The sequence below is a fragment of the Kordia sp. genome (genome assembly GCF_050633145.1).
GTDB lineage: Bacteria > Bacteroidota > Bacteroidia > Flavobacteriales > Flavobacteriaceae > Kordia.
On record NZ_JBOEFY010000026.1, the window covers coordinates 199,224 to 218,629 of the forward strand.

Genomic DNA, 19,406 nt, shown 5'->3' on the forward strand with positions numbered 1-19,406 from the left:
TTTTATTTACTTTTTAATCAGCTTTTTGGTGTTGCTATAATTTTCTGTGTTCAGCGTAATAAAGTATACACCAGCTGTTAGGTTGTTTATTTTTATATGTTTGTTCTGTATTGGAAACTGTACCACTTCCGTGGAAATGACTCTTCCAGATACATCGTAAATGCTAATTACGCCTTTTGTTTCTTTATCTTCTATGATGGATGTCATAAAAACATCACCATTTGTTGGATTGGGAACAATGGTAAAGTCTAAGTTTTCAATCGTTTTTACAGTTTCTATGTATTTTCCTTGACAGGCTTTTTCTGTACGAACCTCAACCGTATTTATTGGTTTGCTTAGCTGTTTGGTGAATGTTACCATTGTGTTTTCATCTGGAGCAATAACAGTAAACTCTTCTCCATTAATAAAGATACTGTAGTTGGTTGCGCCTATCAAGTCTATAGTATATTCGTTACTTCTTGATAATGCTGAGTTTGCATGTAGCTCTGCTGGATCGCCTATTTCTACCGTGAAACATTGCTCGTAGTTTTCATCTGTAATACTGAAACATAATTCGTAAGTTCCTGCATCTAGGTTTTCTATGAGTAAATCTTCTGTAAAGGTGTTTACTGGAATGTTTATTGGCGTTCCGTTGCGTTTTAAATCGGCTACGTAATTATGATTTGCAATTGCTTTGATGTCTATTTTTGCATTGTCTAAACTTGCGCAGGTTTCGCTTTCGGTTTGTATTAAGTAATTGTCTACAGGTAATGTAAACGGGCAACCATCTGTGGAAGTTCCGTTGTAATATGGACAATCATCGTCAACATCTAAAATTCCATCGTCATCGTCGTCATCGTCACATAAATCACCTAAACCATCTTCGTCAAAGTCTTCTTGGTTTGGGTTCGCTGTGAAAGGACAATTATCGTCTACATCTAGAACTCCATCATCATCATCGTCTTCATCACAAGCATCTCCCATTCCATCATTGTCATTATCATTTTGATCTGTATTTGCAGCAAAAGGACAGTTATCATCTACATCCAAAATAGTGTCATTATCATCGTCGTCATCGCAAATATCCCCAAAACCGTCATCATCATTATCATTTTGATTGTCGCCTGCAATAAGCGGACAATTATCATCTGCATTTAGAATTCCGTCGCCATCCGTATCATCATCACAAACATCGCCCATTCCGTCATTATCTTGATCGGCTTGATCGGCATTTGGTGTATCTGGACAATTATCTTGATAGTTATAAATTCCATCGTTATCCGTATCTTCTACAATTCGCGTTTCAGTTTTGTTGGTAATGATTGGCGCATTGAAATCAAAGTAAATTGCAGCTCTGTTGTCAATTATGTCTCCAATTTGCACCGTACTTTTTGGTTTGACTCTAAACGCAATATAACCGTGACTGTTGGGTTCATCATTTGTACTATCTGGCAAGTTGATATCATTGAATAAAAATTCTAATTCTGGATCGTCACCTGTAACTAAAGCTACTGAATAGTCATGACTTGCATCCACAGGCTCAAAGGTTTCCCAATCGATCAAATTGCTCATAAAGTCTACAATACGGATATTTACGGCTGGTGAGGTTCCTTCATTTTGGAAACGGATGACATAGTGTAAATATTCGTCTGCATCTTCAAGTAATAGATATTCGCCTTCTAGTACCGTTTTATCGTTTGGATCAAAAGATGAGAGTACTATTTGAAAAGCATTGTCTTGATTGTCATTTGGATTTTCATCATTCGTCAAAGGCGCACTTCCAGAAAAAGTCAATATGTCACCAATATTATTTGTTGGTGGTGGCAAGACATCAAAATACGTAATAATACTTCTGGTTTCGCCAGGAATTAGATTGGTATAATCCCACGTAAGTGTATTTATGGCTTGTGTTGTTGGCGCAATCGTTGCCGAAGTAAAGTCTAAATTGGCATCGCTAAACGTGAAATTGATTGTTCCGTTTTGGATAATTGTTCCATGGTTTTCAATAATAATACTGTACTGTGCTTCATAACCTGGTACTGCGTCATTTACGGGTGCAATGGTGAGTGATATATCTTCAATAATTGTATTGAATGTTGCACAAAAATCAATTACCTCCGTGTTATCACTTCCTGTAAACGTTACATTTTGCGATATTGGAGTTATATCAATACCATCTATAGAAGCTGTACTGACAGTAAAAGAACCTTCTGGAACTGTGATTGAATATTCACCATTTTCATTGGTAAATGTGGTAAAATAATTTACACCATCAGACGCAGCAACAGAAATGTTTTCTAAAGGAAAATCTGCTGCAGAGCAGCCATCGAAATCAAAATCTTGTAAAATGGTTCCTTCAATGGTATTGCTTGTACAGGTTTGTGAAGTTAAGCACTCCAAAGTATTGTTACCTACCGTATAGTTTGTGTTGTTGTTGATATATTCACAGATTGCCGAACAGTCGGTTAGACCATAATTACTTTGAATAATTAAATTACCTCCAATATTTTGTATACTTTCTAAACCATCTAAACTCAATAACTGCCAATTTCCTTCTATAAATACACTTCCACCAACAGTATGCAATATTGGAGTTATGTTATCAATGGTAGGAAATTCCTCTGTACCTGTAAAAGAATACGATCCATTGATTCCATATAGGCTCGCAAAAGTAATATTTTCTGCATTTCCCCAAACATTAGAGAAAGAAAGATCTCCTCCTATAGTTTGTAGTGCATCCATAGAAATAGGAATTGATAAATTTAAGATATTTACAAACCTGATTGAGCCATTTAAATGCGTAAGTGCGTTTATACTGATAGATCCTATATTTACTCCATATCCAGAAAAAATCATATCTCCTCCAATAAATGATAAACTATTTAAATTCACCTGTCCTACAAATGAATCTTCTCCTATTGTAATTCCTCCTCCTAGAGTTTCTAGGTTTGGAAAATCTAAAGAAGCACTTGTTCCTATGAAAGATTGCGCATCTGCTGCAAAAGTAATGTCTCCATTGATGGTTTGAAGTTGAGGTAAACTAGGAAAAGCTCTTCCTCCATTGAAATCTAAGTCTCCTTCAATAACTTCAAGCCCTGCTAATCCAAAACGTATTCCTGCATAATTTAAAGAGATACCTCCTTCAATTGTTCTAAGATTGTTTAAAAAATTTAGTCCCACACTCGTAGTGCATTCATCAAAAAATCCCGTCAAACCAATACTACCTCCTATGGATTCTAACGAAGTAAAATTATTAATTGCATTAGTGTCATCGTCATTCCAATTAACGCATGAAAAGCTAATACCTCCTTCTATTCGTTCCAAAAGTGTCAGTCCTGTAAAGTCATCAAAATTCGTTCTACTAAACGCTAAACTTCCTCCTATAGTTTCTAGATTGTTAAAAGCATTAAAAGTTATTCTTCTGTAAAGTCCTATGAATAGACTTCCCCCCATAGTTTCTACGTTATTGAATCCATTTATCGAATTCATACTTGGAACGATTGGAGATACATCAGAATCATAAAAATGACTAAATGAAACAGATCCTCCAACAGTTACTAAACTATTAAAACCTGTGATTTCTTCTAAATCTTCATTGGTTCGAAAGGATAATGTACCGCCTATAGTTGTTAGACTATTAAATCCTGAAATAATTTCTACTGCATGATTGTATTCAAACTTTAGGTCTCCACTTACAGAAACTAAGTTGTTAAAATCAATAGTAGCACTATGGTTAGTGTTCAAAATTTCAAATGATCCATCAACAGAAGTAATGAATCCCAAGCCACTAATATCTGTAACACTACTACTTGATACTGTAATATCTACAGGAATGTCCGTACATATAGTAGCATAGGCTGCTACAAAGTTATCTACTTCGGATTGTGTACTAAGTACGACAGCTGTTGTTGGACATTGGGCTTGTAAATTGAAGGCACCCAAAAATAGCACTATAAATAGTGTAATTATTTTCATTGGAATGGTTGTTTTATTTTAAACGTATCTTGGGATCGAGGTAACTGTATACAATATCTACTAAAATATTGATAATTACAAACATAGAAGCGATTATTAATACAGAGCCCATGATGATTGGTAAGTCTTGACTGTTTAAGGCATCTACGATTTCTTTTCCAAGTCCGTTCCAACCAAAAATGTATTCTACAAATACAGCTCCTGCCAACATGGAAGCAAACCAACCTGAAATTGCCGTTATAACTGGATTTAACGCATTTTTTACAGCATGGTTTTTTATGATTTTAAATTCACTCAAGCCTTTAGCTCTTGCCGTACGAATGTAATCTTGATTGAAAACTTCAAGTAACGAGTTTCGCATGAGTTGTATGACAACCGCTAACGGGCGAATTCCTAACACGATGGCTGGTAAGATGAGGTTTTTCCAGCGAATGCTAATTGATTCTCCAAAATCATCCACTTCATACAAACTTCCTGTCATGTTTAATCCTGTAAATTCATGCAATAGAAACCCAAATATCCACGCAAATAATATGGCGCTAAAGAAAGAAGGAACGCTCATTCCTAATGTACTTATGATTTGAATCATTTTGTCTAAAAAAGTATCTTTATACAAAGCAGAAATTACACCAAATATAACACCTAACAACATGGCAATACTAATAGCTGCAATAGCTAACACAATGGTATTTGGTAAAGTTTCTTTGATAACTTGTGAGACACTTTTACCCGATTTTTGAAACGATTCGCGTAAGTATGGAAGTTTTATAACAGTTGTAGTATTCCCAATAGTAAAGAGTTTGGCTGCGCTGTATTTATCTTTCGATAGATGTGTATAATCATCTTCTTGAGTAGAGTGAAACGATATTGGTAAAAGATCGTTTAAGTAATACACGTATTGTGTGAGTATCGGTTTATCAAAACCATATTTTTTCTTCACCACAGCAATTTGTTCTTCCGTTTGATTTTGCCCAAGCATCATTTTAGCAGGATCGCCAGGTAAAATATTGAACAAGAAAAAAATCACCGTAACGACTCCAAAAAGCGTTAGAAAAGCATAACCAATTTTATGTAAAATGTATCTTCCCAAAGATTGTTTTTAGAACTTTAATGTATCAAAATCGTTGTAATGCGCTTTTCCGGTAATGGTTCCTTTTTCTACTTTTAATACGCCTGGATTTGATCGAACAGTCGTTTTTAACGCAGTTTCATCTGTAGTATAAAAATCGAAGTTGAATTGCATTGTAGCACTCAAATCTTTTAATTCTTGCGGATCAGCAGCCGATAAACCAATTACTTTGTAACCTGCGTCAATAGCTCGATCTGTAAAAGCTTTTACTACAAAAAGACCAGCATCTTCTACTTTATCCAAACTATACACAATAACCATGATGAGTTTTTCTTCTTCCATCATCGCTTCTATAACATTATCACCATCTTCATTTTCAATATAAAAATCGTGAATTGGTGGTTCATAGCCTTCTTCTATAATCTCACTTCTTATCGTTTTGTAGGTTCCGCCTTCTACTATAGGTTGTTCTCCAAGAGTTTCTGTAACAATTCCTACTTCTTTTCCATTTACATCAAAAACCCAAGTATATTCTACCACATCTTTTTTAGCATTAGGAGGATACGACATTCCTTCCACAATGTTTGTACCGATTTTATATGCTCTAAAATCAAATACAGGCAAATGATTTAGTACATGATCTCCAAAGAAAATACACGCAACTAAACTTACTGCTGTAATTGCGATGTTGACTTTTTTTGATATTATTGGTTGGATGTGTTTAATTCCCATAAAAAGAATTAAAATAGCAACAAGTAAAATGATGTCTTTTGTGAAACTTTCCCAAGGAGTCAGTTTCCAAAAATCACCAAAACATCCACAATCGGTCACTTTATCAAAGTATGCCGAATAAAAGGTTAAAAAGGTAAAAAACACGATCAATCCAAGTAGACTCCACAATACTAGTTTTTTATACAAACTCAGCAAAATCATAACACCTAAAATGACTTCTAAAATGACCAAGAATACCGCAATCCATAAAGCATACGGCGACAAAAACTGAAGATTTAATACATCTTCTGCAAAGTAATCTGTCAATTTAAATGAAAAACCAACAGGATCATTTAGCTTGATAAATCCTGAGAAAATAAACAATCCACCCACAAAAAGCTGTGAAAATATTGTAAGCACTTTTCCATAGATGGTATTAAAAAAAGCAACTTTATATTTTACTAACTGTTTCCAAATTTGCTTTGCCTTTGAGTCTTTCTGAGCTCCTGTGTTTTCCATGCTAATCTTTTTACGATAGTTAACGTGTTTACAAATACTTCACGATCTGTTATTATGTGATGCGCGAGATTTTATGTAAATTTCGTCCAAAATTACCAATTTATAAAAAGAAATTCACATAAGTTCATTTTAAAGGTATGTATGTATGAAAAGTATAAACTGTAACGGACAATTGGTGTCGCTTGAAACACCAAAAGTGATGGGGATTTTAAATGTAACACCCGATTCTTTTTATGATGGCGGCATGTATAAAGATGCAACTTCTATTCTCTCAAAAGTAGAAAAGATGTTGACCGATGGCGCTACTTTTATTGATATTGGCGCATACAGCTCGCGACCAAATGCTCCAAAAGTTTCTTTGGAAGAAGAAAAACAACGTTTGTTGCCTATTTTGGAATTGATTTTAAAAGAGTTTTCCAACACAATTCTTTCTATTGACACGTTTCGAAGTGAAATCGCTAAAGCTGCTGTTAATGCAGGCGCAGCTGTTATTAATGATATTTCAGCAGGAAATTTAGACGCAAATATGATGAAAATCGTTGGTGAACTTGGCGTGCCATACATTATGATGCATATGCAAGGAACACCTGAAATAATGCAGCAAAATCCTAGCTATGATGATGTAGTGAAAGATATTTTGCTTGAACTTTCTGAAAAGGTTGCTGCTGCACGATCGTATAAAATTAACGATCTTATTATTGATCCTGGTTTTGGTTTTGGAAAAACAATTGCTCACAATTATTCAATTTTAAAGCATTTACGCTTGTTTGAAAATCTAGATTGTCCTGTGCTAGCTGGAGTTTCGAGAAAATCAATGATTTATAAAGTACTAGAAATTTCTCCACAAGAAGCCTTGAACGGAACTTCTGTATTACACACAATCGCTTTACAAAATGGTGCTTCAATTTTACGAGCACATGATGTTAAAGAAGCTGTAGAATGTGTGAAGTTGGTGGGTATGCTTGGTAGTTGATTGTTGTTTGTTGTTTGTTGTTTTTCTGCTTTTTTATTTCAAAACATAAACTACTAAACTTATAAACACATAAACTTCAAACTAGTTATTTCACTCTCATTTCAACTTTCAATCTTAGTCATAAAAAAACTGCCTACAATTACTTATAGACAGCTTTTCAATTTGTTTTTACATTTTAAAGATCTGGATCACAAAAACAACATTGTACTTCTGCACAGTGATGTCCACAATCAAAACATGCGCCGTTGCTATAACATTTTGCACGTCCTCCATTGATTTTGTGTTGTTCCGTTTTTTCGAGTTCTAAAACTCCCTCAATTTTTAAAATTTTGTGTAACATAATGTAAGTGTTTTTTGATTAATGAATTATGAAGTTAGAAATTCTAAAAACCAAACAGTTACGGTTTTACCATAGAATTATTTTTTTAACTTTTGAGTATTTGGTTGCGGAAATTTTCACATTTAGTGTTATACATCTTAAATTTAAAAAAATCGTTATTCTGTATACGTTAAGAACAATCAAAATATCAATAAATAACTCCCAAATACCTAGCATCCAAAACCTAATACCTAGAAAAAAACTTTTATATTTTACATTTGACGTTTTACATCTTAAATTTTGTTATTTTTACTCTAATTGTATAGCAAAAACTCACTTTGGATTTTTTAGGTTTTTTACATTTTGGACTGTTAGACTTCATCGAAATTATTCTCGTTGCAGTGCTTTTGTACTATGTTTACAAGCTTGTTAAAGGTACTGCTGCAATTAATATTTTCATTGGAATTGTCATTATTTTTGTGATTTGGAAAATTACGGAAGCATTAGAAATGAAAGTATTAAGCACTATTTTTGGTGCATTTATTGATGTTGGAATTTTAGCATTATTTATTGTATTTCAACAAGAAATTCGAAAGTTTTTGTTGATGATTGGTTCTACAAATTTTGCAACGAAACGTAGCTTTGTAAAGCATTTTAAATTCTTAAAACAAGAAATTAATACTGATACAGATGTAGAAGCGATTGTTACTGCATGTACAAAAATGGCTACCACAAAAACAGGCGCTATTATCGTTATTGAACGCAACAACTCATTAGAGTTTGTAAAAAGTTCAGGAGATTCTATGGGAATGGAAGTGAATGTTCCGACATTGGAAAGTATCTTTTTTAAAAATAGTCCCTTGCATGATGGTGCTACTATTATTGAAGGAAATCGCGTCACTGCAACCCGTGTTATTTTGCCAGTTTCAAAATCTACTGTAATTCCGCAACGTTTTGGTTTACGTCATAGAGCTGCTGTAGGAATTACCGAAAAAACAGATGCTTTGGTATTGGTTGTTTCTGAAGAAACTGGACAAATTTCTTATATCCGCGATGGTGAGTTTGTTTTGTATGAAGATACTGAGACACTTCAAGAAATGCTTCAAAATGATTTGAGTTAGTAGATTACTACACCGTTTCCTGCTGAATAAATTGTACTTCGTATAAGTTTTTGTAGTATCCGTTATTGATTTGCAATAACTCTTCGTGTGAACCTTGCTCTACTATTTCTCCTGCATCCATCACAATAATTGTATCTGCTTTTTTGATTGTTGCCAATCTGTGCGCAATAACAATGGAAGTTCTTCCTTTTGTAATGGTATCTGTAGCGTTTTGAATGAGTTGTTCCGAGTGCGAATCCACCGATGAGGTTGCTTCATCCAAGATTAAAATCCTAGGATTTGTTACATAGGCACGTAAAAACGAGATTAATTGTCGTTGCCCAGAAGAAAGCATACTTCCACGCTCTTTTACGTTGTATTCGTAATTGTTTGGCAAACTCATGATAAAATCGTGCACACCAATTTGTTTTGCAGCTGCTTCTACAGTTTCTCGCGTAATTGATGGATTTTGTAGAGTGATATTGTTTAAAATAGTATCTGCAAACAAGAATACATCTTGTAATACAACCGCTATTTTTTCACGCAATGCAGCCAATTTCACATCATTAATATCAACTCCATCAATAGTAATTGTTCCAGCATCAATTTCGTAAAAACGATTTAATAAATTGATGATGGTAGATTTTCCTGCTCCAGTAGCTCCAACAATGGCGACTGTTTGTCCTTGCTTGACATCAAATGAGATTCCGTGCAACACTTCTTCATCTTTTACATAAGAAAAACGTACATCTTTAAATGCTAAATTTCCTTTGATAGCCAAATTCGCCTGAGTACCTGTATCTTCTATTTTACTATCAGTATCTAAAATTTCAAAAATACGTCCGGCTGCCACCATTCCCATTTGTAACGTATTGAATTTATCTGCAATTTGTCGCAACGGCCTAAAAAGCATACCAATCATCATTATAAATGCTACAATATCTCCTGGTTTTACAGATGCATCTGTTGCAGAAAGCAATCCTCCATACCAAACAATTAACCCAACCGCAATGGAATTGGCTAAATCTGGAATTGGGAAGAAAATAGAGTTGTACCAAATGGTTTTGAGCCATCCTTGTTTATGCTTTTGATTGATGGCTTTAAAATTGTCATATTCTGTTTTTTCTCTTGAAAATAATTGTACAATCTTCATTCCTGTGACGCGTTCTTGTACAAAGGAATTTAGATTTGAAATTTGGGCACGTACATCTTCAAAAGCCGATTTCATTGCTTTTTGAAACACGCGTGTAGCGTAAATTATTACTGGAAGAATCGCAAAAACAATTAAGGATAGTTTCCAGCTCATCCACAACATAACACCCATTACTACAAGCATTTTTAGTAAATCTGCAATGATAACAAATAATCCTTGACTAAAGATACTCGCAATCGTTTCAATGTCACTTACAGCTCTTGTTACTAGGCGTCCGACCGAAGAAGTATCATAATACGCCATCTTAAATCGCAACATGTGATGAAATAATTTTTGTCGAATGTCTTTTACAATGGTTTGCCCGAGCCAATTTGCATAGAAAACAAATAGAAACTGAAAAATTACTTCCAACAATAATACACCTAACATGTATAAGATATAGGTCAATAAACCATCTTTATCTTTAGGAAAAATATAATCGTCTATTGTAATTTTTAATAAAATTGGGCGCGCAACCGCAAACACAGACAATAATATTGCTGAGATTGCTACAAAATACAGTGTAGTTTTGTAGGGATATGTATAGGTCAATAATCTTTTAAAAAGACCAAAATCAAATACTTTTCCTGTTACTTTAGCCATTGATTGTAAAAGTTTCTGCCGGATAGGTTACCGCGGTTAAATATAAAGCTTTTCCAGGCACCGAAGTTCCTGCTTTGTTTCGATCTCTCGATTCTATAATTTCTTTAAAATCTGCTATGGATAGTTTCCCCAATCCTACGTCTAATAGCGTTCCTACAATAGCGCGAACCATGTTTCTAAGAAAACGATCGGCGCGAATAGTAAATATTAATAATTCATCTTTTTGTTCCCAAAATGCTTTTTCTAACTTACAGATATAGGTTTTTACATCGGTATGCGTTTTCGAAAAACATTTAAAATCATCGTAATTGAATAATTCTTTTGCCGCCAAATTCATCAACTCAATATCTAGTTTCTTATAAACTGTGTGTGCCGATTGATTGTGAAATGGATTCTTTTCTGAAACAATCCAGTATTCATAGGTTCTACCTGTAGCATCAAATCGCGCATGTGCATCTTCTTTGACAGAATGAATTTCTTGAATTGCTACATCTTTTGGCAAGAATGAATTCAGCTTAAGCGTCAGTTCTGATTGATTAAATTGTATATCGGTATCAAAATGAGCATACATTTGCTTGGCATGTACGCCTGCATCTGTACGTCCTGCGCCAACAATAGCGACTTCTGATCGCAACAAAACAGACAAGGCTTTTTCAATAACTTCTTGCACAGAAATATCATTCGGTTGATTTTGCCAACCGTGATATTTTTCGCCATTATAAGAAAGTTCTATGAAGTATCTCAAGGTAATATTTGCTACTTTTGTTTCAGACTCACAAAGATAAGTTTTAATTCATTAGTTTGTGTGAATTCTCAATTATTTAGCAAACTTTTAAGGAGAAATTTCATGAAGAAAATTTTACTATTATCAGATACACATAGTCATATTGACGATCAAATTTTAAAACATGTTGAGTATGCCGATGAAGTATGGCATGCTGGCGATATTGGCGATTTGTCTGTGACAGATACCATTCAGAAATTAAAACCTTTGCGCGGCGTGTATGGGAATATAGATAATGATAAAGCGCGTATGGAATTTCCAGAACACAATCGTTTTATGTGTGAAGGTGTCGATGTTTGGATAACGCATATTGGTGGTTATCCGAATAAGTATAATGTGCGTGTGCGCGAAGAAATTCGTCAAAATCCACCGCAACTCTTTATTTGCGGACATTCACATATTTTAAAAGTGATGTTTGATAAAAAATTGAATTTGCTACATATGAATCCTGGCGCCTGCGGAAAACACGGTTTTCATAAGGTACGAACGATGCTCCGTTTTGTGATTGATAAAGACAAAATCAAAGATTTAGAAATTATTGAACTTGCCAATCGGCATTAGTTTACTTCATAAAAAAACTCCAAAGTATGGCTACTTTGGAGTTTTTACGCACTAAGATTACTAAGATGTTAGGTTTATCGTAATCGATCTACAGATTTTACAAGGTCTTCATCCTTTTTAATTGCTCGGTTTGCGAGCACTAATAAAACGATAGAAATAAGAGGAAGAACGACCCCAATACCTTTCTCCGAAATTTTATCAATCTCTCCAGATACGCTTAGCATTCGATATACAAATATCCCTAATAAAATAAGGTGAAATAAGATGTTGAAACGATTCAACACAAATTGTAATTTTCTATTTTTAAATAAAAAGATAGTGATTAAAGCCAATGCAGCAGATGCCATAAACAATCCTAAGTACAAAGGATCATCTTTAGCGAATACTTCTACTTTATCTTCTAGTGTATATAAACTGAATACAAATGTTAGACCGCCAGCAATTGCTGCGACTAATAACATGTATAAACTTTGTATTCTTTGAATCATATCTTAAAATTGGATCACAAAAATAATAGTTCTTTTCATAAAATACTATTTTGTTTATTAAAATAAATTTGTATTATTGCATAGACAATTCATAATCTATTGTTACTAATAGATTTACACACTTCATTACGAGTATTATCACTCACTTTTTCAAAAAACAATTTATTACAAGCCAATACATGTTAGAAATATCAGAATTAAAAAGCAAAAAACTTCCCGAATTACAGGAAATAGCCAAAACCTTAGCTGTTCCAAAATATAGAACTTTAAAAAAACTAGACTTAATTTATAAGATATTAGATCTTCAAGCTAGTAACCCTGAGTCTGTTGCTCCAATTACAAAAGCAGAACCTAAAGCAAAAACAGAGGACGCTTCAACAAAGAGAAAGCGAATTAAAAGAGAACCTAATCAACGAAACGATAAGCAACCTTCTCCCCAAAAGCCAACTCCTCCTAAAGAAGCAACTCCTCCTCAAAAAAAACAAGTTAAAGCTACTTCTGAAAAATCTAACACACCGGCTCCTAAACAACAAAATAAACCTACTCACAAACCAGCAGATAAGAATCAAAAAAATACAGCTCCACAAGCTAAAAAAGATGATTCAAAGAAATCTGAAAGTGATAATTCAGATGCTAAGAGTACTAGTAGTAGCAATAACAACAATAATAAGAAGCAACAGAATAACAACAAACACAATAATAAGAAAGATCATTCGCAACAGAATAAGCACAACAAGAAAGATCATTCACACAAAAACAACGGAAATAAAGATCAACGCAATCGCTACCGCGAACCTGATTTTGAATTTGATGGGATTATTGAAAGCGAAGGTGTTTTAGACATTATGCAAGATGGTTATGGATTTTTAAGATCATCAGATTATAATTATTTATCATCTCCAGATGATATTTATGTATCACAATCACAAATTCGTTTATTTGGATTAAAAACTGGAGATACAGTATTAGGAATTGTTCGCCCTCCAAAAGAAGGAGAAAAGTATTTCCCTTTAATTAAAGTAAGTAAAATAAATGGATTAGATCCACAAGTGGTACGTGACCGTGTTGCTTTTGAACATTTAACTCCATTGTTCCCAGATGAAAAATTCAATTTAGCGGAACGTCAAAGCACAATTTCTACGCGAATCATGGATTTGTTTTCTCCTATTGGAAAAGGACAAAGAGGAATGATTGTTTCTCAGCCAAAAACTGGTAAAACCATGTTACTGAAAGATGTTGCTAATGCTATTGCAGCCAATCATCCTGAAGTATATCAAATTGTTTTATTAATTGATGAACGTCCTGAAGAAGTTACCGATATGCAGCGTAATGTAAAAGGTGAAGTAATTGCTTCAACGTTTGACAAAGAAGCAACTGATCACGTAAAAGTGGCAAATATTGTTTTAGAGAAAGCAAAACGTTTGGTAGAATGTGGACATGATGTAGTTATTTTATTAGACTCTATTACAAGATTGGCTAGAGCATATAACACCGTACAACCTGCTTCTGGAAAAATACTTAGTGGTGGTGTGGATGCAAACGCGTTACACAAACCAAAACGTTTCTTTGGAGCTGCACGTAATATTGAAGGTGGTGGATCATTATCTATCATTGCTACTGCATTGACAGAAACTGGATCTAAGATGGATGAGGTAATTTTTGAAGAGTTTAAAGGAACTGGTAATATGGAGCTTCAATTGGATCGTAAGATTTCTAATAGAAGAATTTTCCCTGCAATTGACCTTACTTCTTCAAGTACACGTAGAGACGATTTATTACTTGATCAGAACACAATTCAACGTATGTGGGTAATGCGTAAATACTTAGCAGATATGAACCCTGTAGAAGCAATGGAATTCATTAACCAACGCATTAAACAAACTAGAAACAACGAAGAGTTTTTAATATCTATGAATGCATAGTTAACGAAACATTTACTATAAATTATAAAAAGCTGCTCAATACATATTGAGCAGCTTTTTTATTTTAGAGTTTTCAGGAAAAAATGAGATACAAAAAAACTCCAAATAAATTGGAGTTTTACAATGTATTTTTAATAAGTGCTTTTATTATAGAGCACCTACGTGTTTTGTTAATTTAGATTTTAAATTAGCAGCTTTATTATTATGAATAATATTACGCTTTGCTAACTTATCAATCATAGAAGTTACATTAGATAATAAAGCTTCAGCTTCTTTCTTATCAGTAACTGATTTTAATTTCTTAATAGCGTTACGAGTTGTTTTATGCTGGTATCTATTTCTTAGACGCTTTGACTCGTTACTTCTAATTCTTTTTAATGCTGACTTATGATTTGCCATCTCTCTTCTTAATTATCTTTTTTAAACTTAATGTTTAGTAGCCCGTAGGGGATTCGAACCCCTGTTACCAGGATGAAAACCTGGCGTCCTAACCCCTAGACGAACGGGCCATCATTTTTCAATGAGGGTGCAAATTTAAATTATAATTTCAAATTTGCAAATAAACTTACAGAAAAAATTGGTAGCCCGTAGGGGATTCGAACCCCTGTTACCAGGATGAAAACCTGGCGTCCTAACCCCTAGACGAACGGGCCATTATTTCTGTTAGCGGATGCAAAAATACAACTATTTTTATATGCTCCAACTATTTTTAAAAGTTTTTTTACTTTTTTTTAATATGCTTTCGCAAATAAGACTCTTTTAGTCGATTTCTGCCCCGAATATACACATTTTCCTTCTTCTTCCAAAGCTTCTAATGGAATACATCGAATTGTTGCTTTAGTTAATTCTTTGATTTTATTCTCAGTCTCCTCAGTACCATCCCAATGCGCTGAAATAAACCCTCCTTTTTTATTTATAATATTTTTAAATTCTTCAAAAGTATCTACAGTCGTGGTATGCTCATCTCTGTAATTCTTAGCTTTTGTAAATAAATCTTCTTGAATCGTCTCTAAAAGACTTAAAACAGTTTCTACAGCGTCTTCTTGTGCTACAGATTGCTTTTCAAATGTATCCCTACGTGCAATTTCAAGCGTTCCATTTTCCAAATCACGTGCACCCATGGCAATACGTAACGGCACTCCTTTTAACTCCCATTCAGCAAATTTAGCTCCTGGACGCAATGTATCTCTTTTATCAAATTTAATAGAAACTCCTTTTTCTTTTAATTGGTCTGAAATTTCTGCTACTTTCGCTGCAATTGCTTCAAATTGCTCTTCATTTCTATATATAGGAACAAAAACAACCTGAATTGGTGCTAGTTTTGGTGGTAATACCAATCCAGCATCATCACTGTGTGTCATTATTAATCCACCCATAAGTCGTGTAGAAACTCCCCAAGAAGTAGCCCACACCAATTCTTGTTTTCCTTCTTTAGTTACATATTTCACATCAAAAGCTTCTGCAAAATTTTGTCCTAAGAAATGTGAAGTCCCAGCCTGCAACGCTTTTCCATCTTGCATTAACGCTTCAATTGTATATGTATCTAATGCGCCTGCAAAACGTTCACTTTCTGTCTTTGCTCCTTTTACAACTGGCATAGCCATAAAATCTTCTGCAAATTCAGCATATACTTTTTGCATTAGTAATGATTCTGCTACTGCTTCACCTTTTGTTGCATGTGCTGTATGCCCTTCTTGCCATAAAAATTCTGCGGTTCTTAAAAATAAACGTGTACGCATTTCCCAACGAACTACATTTGCCCACTGATTTATTAAAATAGGTAAATCTCTATATGATTGAATCCAATTTTTATATGTATTCCAAATAATAGCTTCACTTGTTGGTCGAACAATTAATTCTTCTTCAAGTTTAGCATTAGGGTCTACAATAAGTTTTCCTTCTTTGTCTGGATCGCTTTTTAACCTATAATGAGTTACAACTGCACACTCTTTTGCAAAGCCTTCTGCATTTTTTTCTTCGGCTTCAAAGAGACTTTTAGGTACAAATAGTGGAAAATAAGCATTTTCATGCCCTGTTTCTTTAAACATTTTATCTAATTGAGCTTGCATTTTTTCCCAGATGGCATACCCGTAAGGCTTAATTACCATACAACCTCTAACCGCCGAGTTTTCAGCTAAATCAGCCTTTACAACCAATTCGTTATACCATTTTGAATAGTCCTCAGACCTCTTTGTTAATTTCTTGCTCATTCTTAGTAGTTTGGCACAAATATTGTGAATATGTTAAATAAAAAATAGTTTCGACAAAACTAACTATTTTTGTACTGTTCAACAATTAATTTTAGGAGATATGCGAGTAATTTACTATTTACAAAACAACATAAAGGCTATACATGTTTTAGCCATAACTTTTTTGACACTAACATCCTGTGGCACATATCAGCAAGCTACATACGATGATGGAATTTATAGTTCTGACGAACAAAGGAGAGAAACTGCTGAAGTTGTTAACAATGATGATAGTAACAATGCATATCAAAATTACTTTGAACAAAAATCTTACGAAGCCGATGATCGTTACGGTGATGTGTTTACAGATGTAGAAGAATATTCTAGTCAAGGTGATGCTGAATCACAACCTGAAACAGACGTTGACGCAATTGGATACACAGAAAGCTATTCTCCTTGGGGTGAAACTGCAGAAAATATTACTATCAATGTATATGATAGCGGATGGAACAACTGGGGTTGGAATAACTGGGGTTGGAACAATTGGGGCTGGAATAGCTGGAGATGGAACCGCTGGGGTTGGAATCGCTGGGGCTGGGGAGGCTTCAACAATTATTGGGGCTGGGGAGGCTACAACAACTGGTGCTGGGGAGGCTTCAACAATTGGGGTTACGGACCATACTACGGATACGGACGTTCTCCTTATGGAAACTACGCATACAACAGAGGAAGAAGAACTGCTTATGCTAATAGAGCCTATGCAAGCAGAAACGCTTATGCAAGATCTTTAAACAGAACAAATAGTCGCTACTCTAATACTCGCTCTACAAGAAGAAGCAACAACAATGCTAGAACTACTCGAAACACCAGAAACACTAGAGTTACAAGAAATACCCGAAATACAAGGAACACTAGAGCAACTAGAAATACTCGAAACACAAGAAATACTAGAGCAACCAGAAGTACTCGAAACACAAGGAATACTAGAGCTACAAGATCTACACGTTCTACAAGAAGTGCTCCTGTACGATCAAACTTTAATAATAGATCAAGAGTAAACAGCTCTTCTTCTTCAAGGTCATCAAGTGGTTCTTCTGCAAGATCATCATCTAGCAGCAGCTCAAGATCAAGTGGTAGCCGCGGTGGTTCAAGAAGAGGCGGAAGAAACTAAAATCTATATTAATATATTTTATCCCTAAAAATAATACTATACTAAATTATGAAAAAAGTATTCATACTATTCATAGGTGTACTTGCTATGTCTGTAAGTGACGCCCAAAACTTAAACGATGTTGTACGGTATTCTACCGAAAACTTAAATGGAACAGCACGTTTTAGAGCAATGAGCGGAGCATTTGGAGCTCTTGGAGGTGATTTCTCGGCGTTTTCAATAAATCCAGCTGGTTCTGCCGTTTTTAGCACGAGCGAGGTTACGATTTCATTAAGTAACTATAACAATGACAACGATGCTTCTTATTTTGGTACAACTACCAATAGAAACGAATCCGAATTTGATTTAAATCAAGCAGGAATTGTATTTGTCTTTAATAATATGGGCGATAGCGACTGGAGAAAAATTTCTTTAGGCTTAAATGTCCAAAATAATGACAATTACTATAATAATTTCTTCGCAACAGGAACAAACACTTCTAGAGGAATCGCTGATTACTTTGTTACTTTTGCCAATGGACAAGCATTAGGTGATATAGCGCAACTTCCAGGAGAAAGCGATACAGATACGTATTTATTTTTAGGAGAAAATTTTGGTTTTGCTGCACAACAAGGGTTTTTAGGCTACGAAGGATTTGTTATTAATCCAGATGTTGATAATAATAGTAATACTACTTATAATTCGAATGCCGATTATTCTAATGGTGCTATTCATGATTATATTGTACAAAGCTCTGGTTTTAACAGAAAGTACACATTCAATATAGCAGCCCAATACAGAGATAATTTATATTTAGGATTAAACATAAACTCACATGATGTTGACTATAGAGAGCGAAGAGTATTAATAGAAAGTCCTGTAAATACTAATTCTGGATTACAATATGCTGAGTTCTCCAACGAACTATACACCTATGGAACTGGAATTTCTTTTCAAGTAGGCGCAATTTTAAAATTACAAAATGTTCGCTTAGGAGGTTCTTACCAATCTCCTACTTGGTATAGCTTAAATGACGAATTAGTTCAAGGTTTAAGCACTGATTTTAGAAACCCAACAGATCCAACTGAAATTTTACGAAGCGATATTTTTCCAAATGTCGTAAACGCATATAGAGAACATAGAATTGTGACTCCAGGGAATTTAACTGGTAGTATTGCATATATATTTGGAAAAAGCGGCTTAATTAGCTTTGATTATACTTTAAAAGATTACGCAAACGCAAAATTACGTCCAACCAACGATTTTATTCAAGCCAATGCTGATATTGAAAATCAATTACAATCCACTTCATCATATAGAATTGGTGGTGAGTACAGAATTAAACAACTTAGCTTACGCGGTGGATATCGCTTTGAAGAAAGTCCATTCCAAAACAACTCAAGTGTTGGCGATTTAACAGGTTACTCTTTAGGATTAGGATACAATTTTGGAAGCTTCTCACTTGATTTAGCTTATGATAGAAGCGAACAAACTAGAAATCCACAACTTTTCCAAGTAGGTTTAACAGATCGTGCAAACATTAATAACATAAATTCAAACGTAACACTTTCAGCAACGTTTAAACTATAATATTACATTATCACAACCGATTCATTTACCGTAAAGAACCTCATTAGTATAAATGAGGTTTTTTTATGCCCTTTTGGGAATAAACATTTCTTCGGCAACAATCTTTTAATAAGAATTGAAACTACTCTAACATATTTTTAATGTTCTAGCAATGCTCAACTCGTTTTACCCATCTTAAATAAAACTTTTTTCTAGCTTCTAACATATTATTTGATTGAATGATATAAAAAAACCGAAGAATATCTTTCTTCGGTTTTTTGTGTATTTCTGTTTTGTTTGATG

At 34.2% G+C, this 19,406-nt stretch carries 15 protein-coding genes and 2 tRNA genes; 6 read left to right on the forward strand and 11 right to left on the reverse strand.

The features are described 5' to 3' along the window. Positions 1–6: 6 nt before the first annotated feature. Genes ACRBBL_RS14160 through ACRBBL_RS14170 form a run of 3 tightly spaced genes read right to left on the reverse strand, consistent with a single transcriptional unit; the run spans position 7 to position 6,253 of the window. Entirely contained in the window at positions 7–3,954 is a 3,948-nt protein-coding gene (locus ACRBBL_RS14160; RefSeq protein ID WP_431369722.1) for a DUF7619 domain-containing protein, read from the reverse strand. A 13-nt stretch (positions 3,955–3,967) separates the two neighbouring features. Then, positions 3,968–5,044: an ABC transporter permease gene (locus ACRBBL_RS14165; protein WP_431369723.1), complete on the reverse strand. Its 1,077-nt coding sequence runs from the start codon at positions 5,042–5,044 to the stop codon at positions 3,968–3,970. A gap of 9 nt (positions 5,045–5,053) precedes the next feature. Continuing rightward, positions 5,054–6,253, reverse strand: a complete 1,200-nt coding sequence (locus tag ACRBBL_RS14170; RefSeq protein WP_431369724.1) for a BT_3928 family protein — start codon at positions 6,251–6,253, stop codon at positions 5,054–5,056. 145 nt (positions 6,254–6,398) lie between these two features. On the opposite strand from ACRBBL_RS14170, the gene folP reads away from it, so the two are divergent. Beyond that, positions 6,399–7,226 (forward strand): dihydropteroate synthase, encoded by an 828-nt coding sequence (gene folP / locus ACRBBL_RS14175; protein WP_431369725.1) that lies wholly within the window; start codon positions 6,399–6,401, stop codon positions 7,224–7,226. A 175-nt stretch (positions 7,227–7,401) separates the two neighbouring features. Here the strand turns inward: folP and ACRBBL_RS14180 are convergent, their stop codons facing one another. Beyond that, positions 7,402–7,566, reverse strand: coding sequence for a hypothetical protein (locus ACRBBL_RS14180; RefSeq protein ID WP_431369726.1), 165 nt, complete (start codon positions 7,564–7,566; stop codon positions 7,402–7,404). A 317-nt stretch (positions 7,567–7,883) separates the two neighbouring features. Between ACRBBL_RS14180 and cdaA the strand changes: the two genes are divergently transcribed. Beyond that, positions 7,884–8,666 carry a diadenylate cyclase CdaA gene (cdaA, locus tag ACRBBL_RS14185; RefSeq protein WP_431369727.1) on the forward strand — a complete coding sequence of 261 codons (783 nt, stop codon included), beginning with the start codon at positions 7,884–7,886 and terminating at the stop codon, positions 8,664–8,666. Positions 8,667–8,673: 7 nt separating this feature from the next. Here cdaA and ACRBBL_RS14190 read toward each other — a convergent pair whose 3' ends face one another. Further along, complete coding sequence (locus tag ACRBBL_RS14190) at positions 8,674–10,440, reverse strand: ABC transporter ATP-binding protein (protein WP_431369728.1); 1,767 nt, start codon at positions 10,438–10,440, stop codon at positions 8,674–8,676. Continuing rightward, a complete protein-coding gene (gene truA, locus ACRBBL_RS14195) occupies positions 10,433–11,185 on the reverse strand; it encodes a tRNA pseudouridine(38-40) synthase TruA (RefSeq protein ID WP_431369729.1) in 753 nt (250 codons plus the stop codon). The genes ACRBBL_RS14190 and truA overlap by 8 nt, the downstream gene beginning before the upstream one ends. A 102-nt stretch (positions 11,186–11,287) precedes the next feature. Between truA and ACRBBL_RS14200 the strand changes: the two genes are divergently transcribed. After that, positions 11,288–11,785, forward strand: coding sequence for a metallophosphoesterase family protein (locus ACRBBL_RS14200; protein ID WP_431369730.1), 498 nt, complete (start codon positions 11,288–11,290; stop codon positions 11,783–11,785). 74 nt (positions 11,786–11,859) lie between these two features. Here ACRBBL_RS14200 and ACRBBL_RS14205 read toward each other — a convergent pair whose 3' ends face one another. Continuing rightward, positions 11,860–12,273, reverse strand: a complete 414-nt coding sequence (locus tag ACRBBL_RS14205; protein ID WP_431369731.1) for a DUF4293 domain-containing protein — start codon at positions 12,271–12,273, stop codon at positions 11,860–11,862. A gap of 179 nt (positions 12,274–12,452) precedes the next feature. Between ACRBBL_RS14205 and rho the strand changes: the two genes are divergently transcribed. Next, positions 12,453–14,195, forward strand: a complete 1,743-nt coding sequence (gene rho, locus ACRBBL_RS14210; RefSeq protein ID WP_431369732.1) for a transcription termination factor Rho — start codon at positions 12,453–12,455, stop codon at positions 14,193–14,195. Positions 14,196–14,342: 147 nt separating this feature from the next. Here the strand turns inward: rho and rpsT are convergent, their stop codons facing one another. The 4 genes from rpsT to proS all read right to left on the reverse strand — a co-directional run bounded on the left by rpsT (position 14,343) and on the right by proS (position 16,405). Further along, positions 14,343–14,594, reverse strand: coding sequence for a 30S ribosomal protein S20 (gene rpsT / locus ACRBBL_RS14215; protein ID WP_431369733.1), 252 nt, complete (start codon positions 14,592–14,594; stop codon positions 14,343–14,345). A gap of 38 nt (positions 14,595–14,632) precedes the next feature. After that, a tRNA-Glu gene (locus ACRBBL_RS14220) sits at positions 14,633–14,704 on the reverse strand. A gap of 69 nt (positions 14,705–14,773) precedes the next feature. Then, positions 14,774–14,848, reverse strand: a tRNA-Glu gene (locus ACRBBL_RS14225). Positions 14,849–14,926: 78 nt separating this feature from the next. Next, entirely contained in the window at positions 14,927–16,405 is a 1,479-nt protein-coding gene (proS, locus tag ACRBBL_RS14230; RefSeq protein ID WP_431369734.1) for a proline--tRNA ligase, read from the reverse strand. Positions 16,406–16,505: 100 nt separating this feature from the next. Here proS and ACRBBL_RS14235 point away from each other — a divergent pair, with 100 nt between their 5' ends. Beyond that, positions 16,506–17,555: a hypothetical protein gene (locus ACRBBL_RS14235; RefSeq protein WP_431369735.1), complete on the forward strand. Its 1,050-nt coding sequence runs from the start codon at positions 16,506–16,508 to the stop codon at positions 17,553–17,555. 48 nt (positions 17,556–17,603) lie between these two features. Then, positions 17,604–19,124 carry an OmpP1/FadL family transporter gene (locus ACRBBL_RS14240; RefSeq protein WP_431369736.1) on the forward strand — a complete coding sequence of 507 codons (1,521 nt, stop codon included), beginning with the start codon at positions 17,604–17,606 and terminating at the stop codon, positions 19,122–19,124. The last annotated feature ends 282 nt before the right edge of the window (positions 19,125–19,406 follow it).